This is a genomic window from Streptomyces sp. 1114.5 (genome assembly GCF_003635085.1).
Lineage (GTDB): Bacteria > Actinomycetota > Actinomycetes > Streptomycetales > Streptomycetaceae > Kitasatospora.
In genome coordinates this window covers 1,821,974-1,836,314 of sequence record NZ_RBXE01000001.1, presented here as the reverse complement: position 1 = coordinate 1,836,314, position 14,341 = coordinate 1,821,974, and the positions used below count along the sequence as shown (strand labels likewise).

Below are 14,341 nucleotides of genomic sequence, written 5' to 3'. Positions count from 1 at the left end.
CGGCGGGCACCGGAAACGGCGGACCCTCCCCCCGGAACCGGCCGACCCCCTCGGAGCCGGTCGGCCCTCTCCTCGGAACGAGCCGACCCTCCCCATCGGGGCCGGGGCTTCTCCGACCTACGGAGTAGAACGGATCGCCCTACCGGCGGACCTGGACACGCGGAGCGACTGCCTACGCTGGACACGTGCATCGACTCAACGCCTGGCTCCGCCGTCACCCCATGGTGGTCGACGCCGCCTGGGCGGCGATGGTGCTGTTCCTCGGCCTGCTGCCGAACCAGAGCTTCCCCGACGACGACTGGCAGTTCAACGCGGGCGTCCTGGTCGCGCTGCTGCTGCCCGCGCTGATGGTCTTCCGGCGCCGCCACCCCGACGTCACCGTGGCCGCCGCCGTCGGCCTGGGCGTCAGCCAGGTGCTCGCCGACATCGAACCGGCCGGCTCCTCGATCGCCTACCTGGTGTTCGCCTACACCGGCGCCGCCTTCGGCCAGAAGTGGACCTCCCGGCTGGCGCTGACCGCCGGGCTGGCCGCCGGGCCGCTGGTGTTCTGGCAGCTGCACCCGATGAAGACGGTCCGCGAGAGCGGCGACCACTACGTCTCCCGCGGGTACGGCATCGGCGAGGCGGCGGCGCTCATGCTGCTGATGAGCACGCCGTTCATCCTCTGCTGGGCCTGGGGCCGGCTGACCAGGGTGCGCCGCGCCTACCTGACCGAGCTGGAGGACCGCGCGGCCCGGCTGGAGCGCGAGCGGGACGCCCAGGCGAAGGTCGCGGTCGCCGCCGAGCGGGCCCGGATCGCCCGCGAACTGCACGACGTGGTCGCGCACAACGTCTCGGTGATGATCGTCCAGGCCGACGGCGCCGCGTACGTGCTCGACAACTCCCCGCAGCAGGCGAAGGAGGCGCTCGGCACGATCGCCTCCACCGGCCGCCAGGCGCTGGTCGAGATGCGCCGCCTGCTCGGTGTGCTGCGCACCTCCGACACCACCGTCGAGGAGTACGTGCCGCAGCCGGGCGTCGAGGAGCTGCCGGAGCTGCTGGAGCAGGTCCGCACGGCGGGGCTGCAGGTGGACTACGCGACCTCCGGGCACCCGCGCGAGCTGCCGCGCGGCGTCGAGCTGACCGTCTACCGGATCGTCCAGGAGGCGCTCACCAACGTCCGCAAGCACGGCGGCCCGGACGTGCACGCCCGGGTCGCGGTCGACTTCGGCGAGCGCGAGCTGGCCGTCCTGGTGGAGGACGACGGGCGGGGCAGCACCGACGAGCAGCTGGCCGCCGGCGGCACGGACGGCCTGGGCCACGGCCTGATCGGCATGCGCGAGCGGGTCGGCATGGTCAGCGGACGCCTGGACGTGGGCCCCCGCCCCGGCGGCGGCTTCCGGATCCGCGCCGTCCTGCCGCTCAAGGCCGCACACTGACCCTCCGCGCACTTCCGCCCCCTTAGGAGCCACCTTGACCATCCGCGTGATGCTCGTCGACGACCAGGAACTGCTGCGCACCGGCTTCCGGATGATCCTGCAGTCACAGGGCGACATCGAGATCGCCGCCGAGGCGGGCGACGGCGCGCAGGCCCTGGAGCGGCTGCGGCACACCGAGGTGGACGTGATCCTGATGGACGTCCGGATGCCGCGCCTGGACGGCGTGCAGGCGACGCGGCGGATCTGCCTGGCCGAGGACGGCAGCCCGCTGCCGGGCGCCCCGCACGTGCTCATCCTCACCACCTTCGACCTGGACGAGTACGCCTTCGCCGCGCTCAAGGCCGGTGCCAGCGGCTTCCTGCTCAAGGACGTCCCGCCGACCGAGCTGGTGGCCGCGATCCGCGCGGTGCACGGCGGGGACGCGGTGGTCGCCCCGACCACCACCCGCCGGATGATCGACCGCTTCGCCGAGGTGCTGCCCACCCCGCAGAGCGCGCCCGGTTCGAACGTCCTCGACCCGCTGACCGAGCGCGAGCGGGAGGTGTTCCTGCTGGTCGCCCAGGGCCTGTCGAACGGCGAGATCGCGGCCCGGCTGGTGCTCTCCGAAGCGACCGTGAAGACCCACGTCGGCCGGATCCTGGCCAAGCTCAGCCTGCGCGACCGGGTCCAGGCCGTGGTGCTGGCGTACGAGGCCGGGCTGATCCGGGCCGGGGCGACCGACTGACGTCTCCCGGCCGGGGCCACGGACCCTCTCCGGGCCGGGGCGACCGACTGACGCGCCCGTACACTGGGGCGGTACGTCCGGTACCCGCAGGTGGACTGGAACGGATGATCAGGGACAAAGGTTGAGTCCTTCCGATTTCGCGGACTTCGGCGACCTCGCCCCGCTCGCCGACGGCCTCGGCGACCCCGGCGATCCCGGCAACCGCCCGGCCCGGCTCGCCGTCGGCGTGGTGGGCACCGGCCGGGTCGGCCCCGCGCTGGGCGCCGCGCTGCAGCTCGCCGGGCACACCGTGGTCGCCGCCTCCGGGGTGTCCGCCGTCTCCCGCCGCCGCGCCGAGGCGCTGCTGCCGGGGGTGCGGATCGTCACCCCGCCGCAGGTGCTGGCCGCCGCCGACCTGGTCCTGCTGACCGTCCCCGACGACGCGCTGGCCGACCTGGTGGCCGGGCTGGCCGCCACCGGCGCCGTCCGGCCCGGGCAGCTGGTCGTGCACACCTCCGGCGCCCACGGCGTCGCCGTGCTGGAGCCCGCCACCCGGGCCGGGGCGCTGCCGCTGGCCCTGCACCCGGCGATGACCTTCACCGGCACCTCGGTGGACCTGGCCCGGCTGGCCGGCTGCCCGTTCGGCGTGACCGCCCCCGAGGAGCTGCGGCCGGTCGCCGAGGCGCTGGTGGTGGAGATGGGCGGCGAGCCCGAGTGGGTGCCCGAGGAGGTCCGCCCGCTCTACCACACCGCCCTCGCGCACGGTGCGAACCACCTGGTCACCCTGGTCGCCCAGGCGATGGAGCTGCTGCGCACGGCCGGCGTCGCCGAGCCCGGGCGGCTGCTCGGCCCGCTGCTGGGCGCGGCCCTGGACAACACCCTGCGCTCCGGCGACGCGGCCCTGACCGGCCCGGTCGCCCGGGGCGACGCGGGCACCGTACGGCGCCACCTGGCGCAGCTCAGTACGGTGTCCCCCGACATCCCGGCGGCCTACCGCGCGATGTCCCGCGCCACCGCGCAGCGGGCGCTGGCCAACGGGACGATCGACGAAGCGTCGGCGGCGGCGCTGCTGGACGTACTGAACGAGGAGAATCACTGATGGCACGCGGCAAGCAGCCGAGCAAGCCCCAGCGGACGCCGAAGGTCCACCGGGCCGTCGTCACCCGAACCGTGGACGACTTCGAGGCCGCGTTCTGGCCGGACGAGCAGCCGGTGGACAACGCCGTCGTGATGACCATGGGCGCGCTGCACGAGGGCCACGCCGCGCTGATCCGGGCCGCCCGCAAGCAGGTCGGCCGGGAGGGCCGGGTCGCGGTGACGGTCTTCGTCAACCCGCTGCAGTTCGGCGCCGGCGAGGACTTGGAGCGCTACCCGCGCAGCCTCGACGAGGACGTGAAGCTGGCCGAGGAGAACGGCGCCGACGTGGTCTTCGCGCCGTCCGTCGAGGAGGTGTACCCGAACGGCGAGCCGCAGGTGCGCCTGGCGGCCGGCCCGATGGGCGAGCGCTTCGAGGGCGCCACCCGCCCGGGGCACTTCGACGGCGTGCTGACCGTGGTCGCCAAGCTGCTGCACATCACCGACCCGGACTTCGCCTTCTTCGGCGAGAAGGACGCCCAGCAGCTGGCGGTCATCCAGCGGATGGTCGCCGACCTGGACTTCGACGTCGAGATCGTCGGCGTGCCGACCGTGCGCGAGGAGGACGGCCTGGCGCTGTCCTCGCGCAACCGCTACCTCTCGGAGGAGGAGCGCACCCGGGCCCTCGTCCTGTCCAAGGCCCTGTTCGCCGGCCGCGACGCCGCCGCGCAGGGCCCGAAGGCGGTGCGCGAGGCCGCCTCGGCCGTCCTGGACGGCGCCGAGGGTGTCACCCTGGACTACCTCGCCCTGATCGACCCGCACGACTTCACCGAGGCGGCGGACGACTTCCAGGGCGAGGCGGTGCTGGCCGTCGCCGCGAAGGTGGGCTCGACCCGCCTGATCGACAACGTCCGCATCATCGTTCGCTGAAAGTCCGCCGAAGGTTCGCCGAACCGGTAGCCAGACCCCCTTCAGGCATGCACTCACAGGAGGCGTGACCCGCAATGCTCCGCACCATGCTCAAGTCCAAGATCCACCGGGCCACCGTGACCCAGGCCGACCTGCACTACGTCGGTTCCGTCACGGTGGACGAGGACCTGCTCGACGCCGCCGACCTGCTCCCCGGCGAGCTGGTCCACATCGTCGACATCAACAACGGCGCCCGGCTGGAGACGTACACCATCGCCGGCCCGCGCGGCACCGGCGTGATCGGCATCAACGGAGCCGCCGCCCGTCTGGTCCACCCGGGCGACCTGGTCATACTCATCGCCTACGGGCAGATGGACACGGCCGAGGCCAAGGGCTACGAGCCGAAGGTCGTCTTCGTGGACGAGCGGAACCGGATCACCGGCCTGGGCGGCGACCCGGCCGACGCCCCGGAGGGCACCGGACTGCTCCGCGGTGACGTGGGGGCACCTCCCGGCCGCCAGGCCGGGGGCGCGTACGGTGGCGACGGCGCGGCCACCCCGGCCACGCGCTGAAGGAGCCACTGAGCCATGTCCGTCACCCATCGCCTCACCGCGCCGGCCCCCGGCTGGACCGCCACCACCGACGTGGTCGTGGTCGGTTCCGGGGTCGCCGGCCTCACCGTCGCGCTCAACGTCCGCAAGGCCGGCCTGCGGGCCATGGTGGTCACCAAGGCGATGCTGGACGAGGGCTCGACCCGCTGGGCCCAGGGCGGCGTCGCGGCCGCCCTGGGTGAGGGGGACACCCCCGAGCAGCACCTGGACGACACCCTGGTGGCCGGCGCCGGCGTCTGCGACGAGGAGGCCGTCCGCACCCTGGTCACCGAGGGCCCGGACGCCGTCCGCCGGCTGATCGCCACCGGCGCCCTGTTCGACCGGGGCGAGGACGGCGAGATCCTGCTGACCCGCGAGGGCGGCCACCACCGCCGCCGGATCGTCCACGCGGGCGGGGACGCGACCGGCGCCGAGATCTCGCGCGCCCTGGTCGCCGCCGTCCGCACCGACCCGGACATCGAGCTGATCGAGCACGCGCTCGTCCTCGACCTGCTGACCGACGCGGCGGGCCACGCCGCCGGCCTGACCCTGCACGTGATGGGCGAGGGCCAGCGCGACGGCGTCGGCGCCGTCCGGGCCCGCGCGGTGGTGCTCGCCACCGGCGGCATGGGCCAGGTCTTCTCCGCCACCACCAACCCGGCGGTCTCCACCGGCGACGGCGTGGCCCTGGCCCTGCGGGCCGGCGCCGCCGTCGCCGACCTGGAGTTCGTCCAGTTCCACCCCACCGTGCTCTGGCTGGGCCCGGAGGCCGAGGGCCAGCAGCCGCTGGTGTCCGAGGCGGTCCGCGGCGAGGGCGCCCACCTGGTCGACGCGGACGGCGTGCGCTTCATGGTCGGGCAGCACGAGCTGGCCGAACTGGCCCCGCGCGACATCGTCGCCAAGGCCATCACCCGGCGCATGCAGGAACAGGGCGCCGAGCACATGTACCTGGACGGGCGGCACTTCGGCGCCGAGATGTGGGAGCACCGCTTCCCGACCATCCTCGCCTTCTGCCGCGCCCACGGCATCGACCCGGTCACCGAGCCGATCCCGATCGCCCCGGCCGCGCACTTCGCCTCCGGCGGTGTCCGCACCGACCGGCACGGGCGCACCAGCGTCCCCGGCCTGTACGCCTGCGGCGAGGTCGCCTGCACCGGCGTGCACGGCGCCAACCGGCTGGCCTCCAACTCGCTGCTGGAGGGTTTGGTCTTCGCCGAGCGGATCGCCGCCGACCTGGCGCAGCTGCACGCGGCCGGCGAGCTGCCCGAGCGCCCGGTGGACGTCGCCGCGGCGCGGGCCGCACGGCCGGTGCCGCTGCCGCCCTCCGAGGCTCGGGCCGAGATCCAGCGGCTGATGTCGCGCGGCGCGGGCATCCTGCGCTCGGCCGCCTCGATGGCCGACACCGCGGCCGGGCTGGCCCTGATCGCCGAGCAGGCGTTCGCGCACGTCGCCGAGGAGAAGCCGGCCGACCCCCGGGTGGAGACCTGGGAGGCCGCCAACCTGCTGCTGGTCGCCTCCGCGCTGGTCGCGGCCGCCGCGCAGCGCGAGGAGACCCGCGGCTGCCACTGGCGCGAGGACTTCCCCGAGCGGGACGACGCCCACTGGCGGCGCCACCTGATCACCACCCTCGCCGCCTCCGGCGACCCCGTCAGCACTCCCGAGGAGCAGTAGAACCATGACGCACTCCCACGACGAACTCCCCCTGGCCGACCAGGGCGGCTGCGGCGACGGCTGCGCCTGCGGGGACGGCGAGGGCTACGAGACCGGCCTGGACCCGCAGCTGGCCGAGCTGCTGGAGCAGGCCGGGCTGGACCCGGTCGAGGTCGAGGACATCGCCACCCTGGCGCTGGCCGAGGACCTGGCGGGCGGCGAGGACGTCACCTCGGTGGCCACCGTGCCCGCCGACGCCGTCGCCACCGCCGACTTCACCGCCCGTCAGGCCGGCGTGGTGGCCGGTCTGCGGGTCGCCGAGGCGGTCGTCTCGCTGATCTGCGAGGAGGAGTTCGAGGTCGAGCGGCACGTCGAGGACGGCGACCGGGTGGAGGCCGGCCAGGTGCTGCTCTCGGTCCGCTCCCGCACCCGTGACCTGCTGACGGCCGAGCGCAGCGCGCTCAACCTGCTCTGCCACCTGTCCGGCATCGCCACCGCGACCCGCGCCTGGGCGGACGCCCTGGAGGGCACCGGCGCGGTGGTCCGGGACACCCGCAAGACCACCCCGGGCCTGCGCGCGCTGGAGAAGTTCGCGGTGCGCTGCGGCGGCGGCGCCAACCACCGGATGGCGCTGTCCGACGCCGCCCTGGTGAAGGACAACCACGTGGTCGCGGCCGGCGGCGTGGCCGAGGCCTTCCGGGCCGTCCGGGCCGCGTACCCGGAGCTGCCGGTCGAGGTCGAGGTGGACTCCGTGGAGCAGATCGCGCCGGTCCTGGAGGCCGGGGCGGACCTGATCCTGCTGGACAACTTCACCGTCGACCAGCTGAAGGAGGCCGTCGCGCTGGTGGACGGCCGGGCGAAGCTGGAGGCCTCCGGCGGACTGACCCTGGCCGACGCGCGCGAGGTCGCCCAGACTGGTGTCGACTACCTGGCCGTGGGCGCGCTCACCCACTCCTCGCCGATCCTGGACATCGGCCTGGACCTGCGCGCCTGAGCCGTCAGGGCAAGACGCAGACTCGTCCCGACTCGCAGAAAGCGCCCCATGCTCCTCACCATCGACGTCGGCAACACCCAGACCACACTCGGCCTGTTCGACGGCGAGGACGTGGTGGAACACTGGCGGATCTCCACCGATCCGCGCCGCACGGCCGATGAACTGGCGGTGCTGCTGCAGGGGTTGATGGGCAGCCACACCGCGGTCCGGGAGGCCGCGGTGGAGGGCCTGGCGATCTGCTCGTCCGTTCCCGCCGTGCTCCACGAACTCCGCGAGGTGACCCGCCGCTACTACGGCGACGTCCCCGCGGTGATCGTGGAGCCCGGCGTGAAGACCGGGGTGCACGTCCTGATGGACAACCCCAAGGAGGTCGGCGCCGACCGGATCGTCAACGCGCTGGCCGCCAACCACCTCTACGGCGGCCCGTGCATCGTGGTCGACTTCGGCACCGCGACCACCTTCGACGCGGTCAACGCCCGCGGCGACTACGTCGGCGGCGCGATCGCCCCCGGCATCGAGATCTCCGTCGAGGCGCTCGGCGTCCGCGGCGCCCAGCTGCGCAAGATCGAGCTGGCCCGCCCGCGCAACGTGATCGGCAAGAACACCGTGGAGGGCATGCAGTCCGGCATCCTCTACGGCTTCGCCGGCCAGGTCGACGGCCTGGTCGACCGGATGGCCCGGGAGCTCGCCAAGGACCCGGACGACGTCCAGGTGATCGCCACCGGCGGCCTCGCCCCCCTGGTCCTCGGCGAGGCCACCACGATCGACGTCCACGAGCCCTGGCTGACCCTGATCGGCTTGCGCCTGGTGTGGGAGCGCAACCGCCCGAGCTGACCCGCTCCCCCGTCGGGCCGACCGTGGGTGGTTCGGCGCGAGGTTACCGACAAATCGGATATTCCTCACGTAGTGTCAGCCCATGCCTACGCCACACGGATCGCGCGGCGGCATGGCCTTCAGCGCCGACGAAGTCCGCGTGCTGCGCCGAGCCCTCGCCCAAGCCCTGCACCCCGCCGTCCCCGTCCACCTCCAGGCGCCCGACCGGACGGCACGCGCCGGGCCGGGCGCCGAACTGTGGGCGGAGGACGTCCAGGACGCCCTGCGCCTCACCGAGGCGATCGACGAGGCCGTCCAGGAGGGCGGCCGGCTGCGCGCCTTCCTCCTCGCCGACCTCGGGCGCTACCGCTCCGCCCTGCCGGGCAGCGCCCCCGGCTACCTGGCTCGGCTGGAGGAGGCGGTGACCGACGGGTACCTGCCCGGGCCCGAGGACCTCACCGCTCTGCGCGGGCTGACCCGCCAGCCCTGCGGGCACGGCGAACGGGCCCGCCGGTCCCGGCTGGCCGGGCGCTGCCACGCGCTGGCCGAGGCCGCCGTCCGCGAACGCCTCGCCCTCACCTCCGGCCAGCCGCGCCACCTGGTGGCCGTGCCGAGCCCCGCCGCACCCCCGAGCAGTCACCCCACCCACGTAGGAGGACGGACCACCATGAGCAGCACCGACTCCCGCCCGGAGCAGCCCGCCGAGCCCGCCGCCGCGAAGACCCCGCCCCGCCCGCACCGGATGCCCACCCCCGCCGAGCTCTTCGGCCGCCGCCCCAAGCCCCCGGCCCGGCCCGCCCCGCCGGTCGAGGAGGAGATCGAACTCCGCACGGGCACCGACTGAGCCACCGGCCACGGAGGGGGGACCGCACCCGCGGTCCCCCCTCTGTCCATGTGTCGACAATCCCGTGATTCCACCGCTGATCGCTCATCACATCTTCATAACCTTCCGGCCGATCCGCAGGTCATTCGGTCCGGACCTGTCGGAATTGCCACCGGATCGACCCGAATGACCGCCCGTAATTGCGCCCGTAATCTTCGGCGTTACGACTTTCGATTCGGGGGGATCCCATGCACTCGACCCGTACGCGCCGGACGCTCGGCGCGGGTGCGGCCACCGTCGTGGCCGCCCTGGCCGTCGGCACGGCCACCCTGCCGGCGCACGCCGCCGACCACCAGCTGAAGATCTTCGTGGCCGGCTCCTACCAGCTGTCGAGCACGCCCGCCCCACAGCCCCAGTGGGGCGAGAACGTCTTCCTGAACGTCGGCCGAACCGGCACCGGGCCCGTCGACAACGTCAAGCTCACCCTCGACGTCTCCGGCCTCGACGGCGTGGCCTCGCTCAGCACCAAGGGCCGCTGCACCACCGCGGGCAAGATCATCACCTGCGACGTCGGCCGGCTGGACTACGAGAAGATCAACATCACCGACAACCTGTGGCTGAGCGCCCTGCCCGGCGTCAAGCCCGGCGCGAGCGGGACGGTCCACGCCACCCTCAGCGCCCCCGGGGCCCAGACCGGCACCGCGGACTTCCGGGTGGACGTCGGCGCGGCCACCTTCCGCACCAAGGCCCCCTCGCGGAACGAGGGCGTCAAGGTCGGCGGCAAGCTGCCCGCGACGCTGGAGTTCGCCAACCACGGCGACCTCCCCGCCAAGCGCGCGATCGTCAACGTCAACCTGACGCCCGGCCTCAAGGTCGACACCTGGCCCTCCAACTGCGAGTACGCCTACGACAAGGGCACCGCGTGGGGCAAGGACGCGCCGATGCCCCTCACGCACGCCATCTGCACGATCGACGGCGAGATCGCCCCCGGCCAGGCCGTCAAGCTCGACGGCCTCGACATCACCGTCGGCTCGGAGGCCTTCTACGACGTCGCCGGCTACACGGTGTTCCCCACCGAGGACGCCTACGCCAACGACGGCGCTGACCTGCGCAAGCGGCTCTCCTTCCAGCACGGCACCGGCAAGCCCGCCACCCTGGTGGACACCGCCGGCACCGGCATCCCGGCCGGCCTGGACGTGAACGGCTACAACACCGAGCAGGAGGTCGTGTCCGACAACGGCGCCGACTTCGAGGCCACCAGCAGCTGGGCTCCCGACGCGTCCGGCACGACCGGCACCTTCACCGTCGGGATGGGCAACAAGGGACCGGCCTCGATCTACGACCGCAGCGGCGGCGAGGGCGCCCCCGACGTCACCGTGCAGTTCCCCGAGGGCGTCACCGTCACCGGCCTCCCCGACACGTGCAAGGCGGACGACTACGTCCTCGGCCAGAAGTCCGACAAGCCGCTGAACAAGTTCGCCTGCGACGGCATCGGCAGCAGCTTCATGCCCAGCGGCGCCACCGTCGCCCACAAGCTGACCCTGAAGCTGCCCGAGGGCACCGGGGAGCTGACCGCGACGGTCTCGCTGCAGAACGAGCAGAGCAGCTTCGAGCCGGGCCACCCCAGCGCCGTCATGCCGTGGGACCACAACCCGGCCAACGACCTGGTCACGGTCTCCCTGCGGGGCGGCGCGTCCGGCACCGGCGGCACGCCGGCGCCCACGCCGACCGGCACCCCGACCGAGACCCCGACCGGCACGCCCACCACCCCGGCGCCCACGATGACGCCCACCGTCGCGCCGGCCGGGCTGCACGACTCCGCGTCGCCCGCGCCCGTCGTTGCCTACACCGGCAGCGGTGGTTCCACCACCGTCCAGGCGGCCGGCGGCAGCCTGGCCAGCACCGGCTCCTCCGCCGTCCTGCCGATGGCCGCGACGGGCGCCGCGGCCGTGGTGCTCGGCGCGGCCGGCCTGATCACCGCGCGCCGGCTCCGGGCCCGCCGCGACGGCTGACGCTCCGGGTCGCGACACGGAGGGGGGACCGCACGCCCGCGGTCCCCCCTTCGCGGTCATCCCGTCCCTGCGCGGTCGCCCCGTCCCTGCGCGGTCATCCCGTCGCGGAGCACCGTGTGTGGCTGGCTACCCTTGTGGGGTGAGCGATCAGAGCCTTCTTCCCGCGACCGACGACCTTCCCGAGCAGATGCGCGTCCGGCGCGAGAAGCTCGACCGGCTCCGGGCGGCCGGTGTCGACCCGTACCCGGTCGGATTCCCCCGGACCACCACCATCGCCGACCTGCGCGCCAAGCACCCGGACCTGGAGCCGGACACCGCGACCGGCGAGCGGGCCGGCGTCACCGGCCGGGTGATCCTCTCCCGCACCGGCGGCAAGCTCTGCTTCGCCACCCTGCGCGACGGCACCGGCGACCTGCAGGTGATGTTCTCCCTGGACAAGCTGGGCCCGGAGCGGCTGGCCGCCTGGAAGTCCGACATCGACCTCGGCGACCAGGTCGGCGTCGAGGGCGAGGTGATCACCTCCAAGCGCGGCGAGCTGTCGGTGATGGTGGACCGCTGGGAGCTCACCGCCAAGTGCCTGCGCCCGCTGCCGGACAAGCACAAGGGCCTGACCGACCCGGAGGCCCGGGTCCGCCAGCGCTACGTGGACCTGATCGTCAACCCCGAGGCCCGCGAGATCCTGCACCTGCGCAGCAGGGTCGTCCGCTCGATCCGCCGCACCTACGAGGACCGCGGCTACATCGAGGTCGAGACCCCGATGCTGCAGCCGGTGCACGGCGGCGCCAACGCGCGTCCGTTCAAGACGCACATCAACGCGTACGACATCGACCTCTACATGCGCATCGCCCCCGAGCTGTACCTCAAGCGGCTGGTGGTCGGCGGCGCCGAGAAGGTCTTCGAGATCAACCGCAACTTCCGCAACGAGGGCGCGGACTCGACCCACAACCCCGAGTTCACCTCGCTGGAGTCGTACGAGGCCTACGGGGACTACAACACCCAGGCCGAGCTGATCCGCGAGACGATCGTCAACGCGGCCCGGGACGCGCTGGGCACCACGGTGATCAAGGGCGTGGACGCGCACGGCGTCGAGCACGAGATCGACCTGGCCGAGCCGTGGGAGGAGGTCAGCGTCTACCCGGGCATCTCCGCCCGCCTGGGCGTCGAGGTCACCCCGGAGACCGGCGTCGAGGAGCTGCGCAAGCTCGCCTTCGACCACGACATCCCGTTCGAGAAGTCCTGGGGCCACGGCCAGATCGTGCTGGAGATGGTCGAGCGCCTGCTGGAGGAGAACGCCGTCCGGCCGACCTTCATCAAGGACTACCCGACCGAGGTCTCCCCGCTGACCCGCGAGCACCGCTCGATCCCGGGCGTGGCCGAGAAGTGGGACCTGGTGATCTTCGGCACCGAGATCGGCACCGCCTACTCCGAGCTGGTCGACCCGGTCGAGCAGCGCGCCCGCCTCACCGCCCAGTCCCTGCTGGCGGCCGGCGGCGACGTCGAGGCGATGCAGGTGGACGAGGACTTCCTGCGCGCCCTGGAGTACGCGATGCCCCCGACCGGTGGCCTCGGCCTCGGCGTGGACCGCCTGATCATGCTGCTGACCGGCAAGAACATCCGGGAGACGGTCCTCTTCCCGCTGGTGAAGCCGGAGCCGAAGGCCTCCGCCGCGACGGCGGAGAAGACCGAGGAGGAGTGACCTGATGGACTACGTCAGCGCGATCGTCCCGCCGCTGGTCATGGCGATCGGGTTCGGGTTCCTGGTGCGGGCCATCGTCCGCAGCCAGGGCGGGAACCAGAAGGCCAAGGAAGACTTCGACTGACCGGTCGTCCCGGGCGCGCCGCCATTCCCGATTCCCGGGGGTGGCGGCGCGCCGGTTTGGCGCACTTCACAAGATTTGCCCCATTCACTCCCTATCCTGGCCGCACTATGGTCCGGCAACTCGGCGAACTTGAGAACGCCATCATGACCCGGGTGTGGCAGTGGAACCGCCCGGTGACCGTTCGCGAGGTTCTCCTGGATCTGCAGTCGGAACGCGAAATCGCGTACACCACGGTGATGACCGTCCTGGACAAGCTCCACAGAAAGGGCTGGCTGCGCCGCGAGCGGGCCGGCCGGGCCTATCGATATGAACCGGTCTCCTCGCGTGAGGCGTACACGGCGGCTCTGATGAACGACGCCTGGGCCACCAGTGACAATCCGGCGGCGGCCCTGGTCCACTTCTTCGGCCTGATGTCGCCCGAGCAGCGCGACGCACTCCGGGACGCCTTGCGGGTGGCCGCTCTGTTCCCGCCCGATCCGCCGGGGGCGGATTCCGCCGCGGAAGGACCGGATACCGGGGAGACCGGGGCGGGGCCGGCACGATAACGTCCCGGCATGGAGGTCACCATCCGCCGCGCACGGACCACGGACGTGCGGGCAGTACGCAGGCTCATCGACGCCTACTCGCGCGAGGGCATTCTGCTGGACAAGCCCACAGTCACACTGTTCGAATCCGTCCAGGAGTTCTGGGTCGCGGAACGCGACGACAACGGCGCGGTGGTGGCCTGCGGCGCCCTGCACGTGATGTGGGAGGACCTCGCCGAGGTCCGGACGCTCGCGGTGGATCCGATCTGCCGCGGCCACGGGATCGGCCACCTGCTGTTGGAGAAGCTGGTGCAGACGGCGCGCTGGCTCGGCGTCCGTCGGATTTTCTGCTTGACGTTCGAGGTCCCGTTCTTCGCGAAACACGGTTTCGTCGAGATCGGGGAGCTCCAGGAAACCGATGATGGTACGACAGACCCGGCGGCGATCGCTACGGATGTCTATGAAGAACTTCTCCGCTCGTACGATGAAGGCGTCGCCGAGTTCCTTGACCTGGAGCGCGTGAAGCCCAACACGCTGGGCAACTCACGCATGCTGCTGCACCTCTGAGCGGCTCCGCCGGGGTCAAGGGTTTGTGTTTTCCGGAGAAAGGCGCTTTCCTTTCCTTAGGCAATGGGTCGTTTAGCGGAAAGGGAAGCCCGTGGCACAGAGGGTGCAGGTCATTCTTGAAGACGATCTCGACGGCGGTTCGGCGGACGAGACGGTGACGTTCGCGCTCGACGGCGTTGCCTACGAGATCGACCTGAAGAGCGCCAACGCGGACAAGCTCCGCGGCCTGCTGGCGCCGTACGTGGAGAAGGGTCGCAAGCAGAGCGGCCGGCTCGCCGGCCCCCGCCGCCCGGGCCGCGGCTCGGCCCAGCGCCCCTCCGGCAGCGCTCCGGACACCGCGAAGGTCCGCGCGTGGGCCAAGGAGCAGGGCATGGAGGTCAACGACCGCGGCCGCGTGCCGAGCACGGTCCGCGAGGCCTACGACAAGGCCAACGCGTCCTGATC

General features: G+C 72.8%; 14 protein-coding genes. All 14 read left to right on the top strand.

Annotated elements, in window-relative coordinates; all coding sequences use genetic code 11:
- Nucleotides 1-221 precede the first annotated feature (221 nt).
- Nucleotides 222-1,418 (top strand): sensor histidine kinase, encoded by a 1,197-nt coding sequence (locus tag BX285_RS07960; protein WP_373560562.1) that lies wholly within the window; start codon nt 222-224, stop codon nt 1,416-1,418.
- 34 nt (nt 1,419-1,452) lie between these two features.
- A complete protein-coding gene (locus BX285_RS07955) occupies nt 1,453-2,142 on the top strand; it encodes a response regulator transcription factor (protein ID WP_121174796.1) in 690 nt (229 codons plus the stop codon).
- 121 nt (nt 2,143-2,263) lie between these two features.
- On the top strand, nt 2,264-3,220 hold the full coding sequence (locus tag BX285_RS07950; protein ID WP_097237363.1) for a Rossmann-like and DUF2520 domain-containing protein: 957 nt from the start codon (nt 2,264-2,266) through the stop codon (nt 3,218-3,220).
- Nucleotides 3,220-4,125, top strand: coding sequence for a pantoate--beta-alanine ligase (gene panC / locus BX285_RS07945; RefSeq protein WP_121174795.1), 906 nt, complete (start codon nt 3,220-3,222; stop codon nt 4,123-4,125). The genes BX285_RS07950 and panC overlap by 1 nt, the downstream gene beginning before the upstream one ends.
- Nucleotides 4,126-4,199: 74 nt before the next feature.
- The gene (gene panD, locus BX285_RS07940; protein ID WP_257032549.1) at nt 4,200-4,676 is read left to right on the top strand and encodes an aspartate 1-decarboxylase; all 477 of its coding nucleotides are present in this window, start codon (nt 4,200-4,202) and stop codon (nt 4,674-4,676) included.
- Between the two features lie 15 nt (nt 4,677-4,691).
- Nucleotides 4,692-6,365, top strand: a complete 1,674-nt coding sequence (locus BX285_RS07935) for an L-aspartate oxidase (RefSeq protein WP_097237361.1) — start codon at nt 4,692-4,694, stop codon at nt 6,363-6,365.
- A gap of 4 nt (nt 6,366-6,369) precedes the next feature.
- A complete protein-coding gene (nadC, locus tag BX285_RS07930) occupies nt 6,370-7,338 on the top strand; it encodes a carboxylating nicotinate-nucleotide diphosphorylase (protein WP_097237360.1) in 969 nt (322 codons plus the stop codon).
- 48 nt (nt 7,339-7,386) lie between these two features.
- Nucleotides 7,387-8,172: a type III pantothenate kinase gene (locus BX285_RS07925; RefSeq protein ID WP_097237359.1), complete on the top strand. Its 786-nt coding sequence runs from the start codon at nt 7,387-7,389 to the stop codon at nt 8,170-8,172.
- Between the two features lie 82 nt (nt 8,173-8,254).
- On the top strand, nt 8,255-8,995 hold the full coding sequence (locus BX285_RS07920) for a hypothetical protein (RefSeq protein WP_097237358.1): 741 nt from the start codon (nt 8,255-8,257) through the stop codon (nt 8,993-8,995).
- 227 nt (nt 8,996-9,222) lie between these two features.
- Nucleotides 9,223-10,986: a hypothetical protein gene (locus BX285_RS07915; RefSeq protein ID WP_121174794.1), complete on the top strand. Its 1,764-nt coding sequence runs from the start codon at nt 9,223-9,225 to the stop codon at nt 10,984-10,986.
- A gap of 139 nt (nt 10,987-11,125) precedes the next feature.
- Nucleotides 11,126-12,682 carry a bifunctional lysylphosphatidylglycerol synthetase/lysine--tRNA ligase LysX gene (lysX, locus tag BX285_RS07910; protein ID WP_097237356.1) on the top strand — a complete coding sequence of 519 codons (1,557 nt, stop codon included), beginning with the start codon at nt 11,126-11,128 and terminating at the stop codon, nt 12,680-12,682.
- Nucleotides 12,683-12,913: 231 nt separating this feature from the next.
- Complete coding sequence (locus BX285_RS07905) at nt 12,914-13,351, top strand: BlaI/MecI/CopY family transcriptional regulator (protein WP_097237355.1); 438 nt, start codon at nt 12,914-12,916, stop codon at nt 13,349-13,351.
- Nucleotides 13,352-13,360: 9 nt separating this feature from the next.
- Nucleotides 13,361-13,897 carry an amino-acid N-acetyltransferase gene (locus BX285_RS07900; RefSeq protein WP_097237354.1) on the top strand — a complete coding sequence of 179 codons (537 nt, stop codon included), beginning with the start codon at nt 13,361-13,363 and terminating at the stop codon, nt 13,895-13,897.
- A 91-nt stretch (nt 13,898-13,988) separates the two neighbouring features.
- Nucleotides 13,989-14,339 carry an Lsr2 family protein gene (locus BX285_RS07895; protein ID WP_097237353.1) on the top strand — a complete coding sequence of 117 codons (351 nt, stop codon included), beginning with the start codon at nt 13,989-13,991 and terminating at the stop codon, nt 14,337-14,339.
- Nucleotides 14,340-14,341 lie beyond the last annotated feature (2 nt).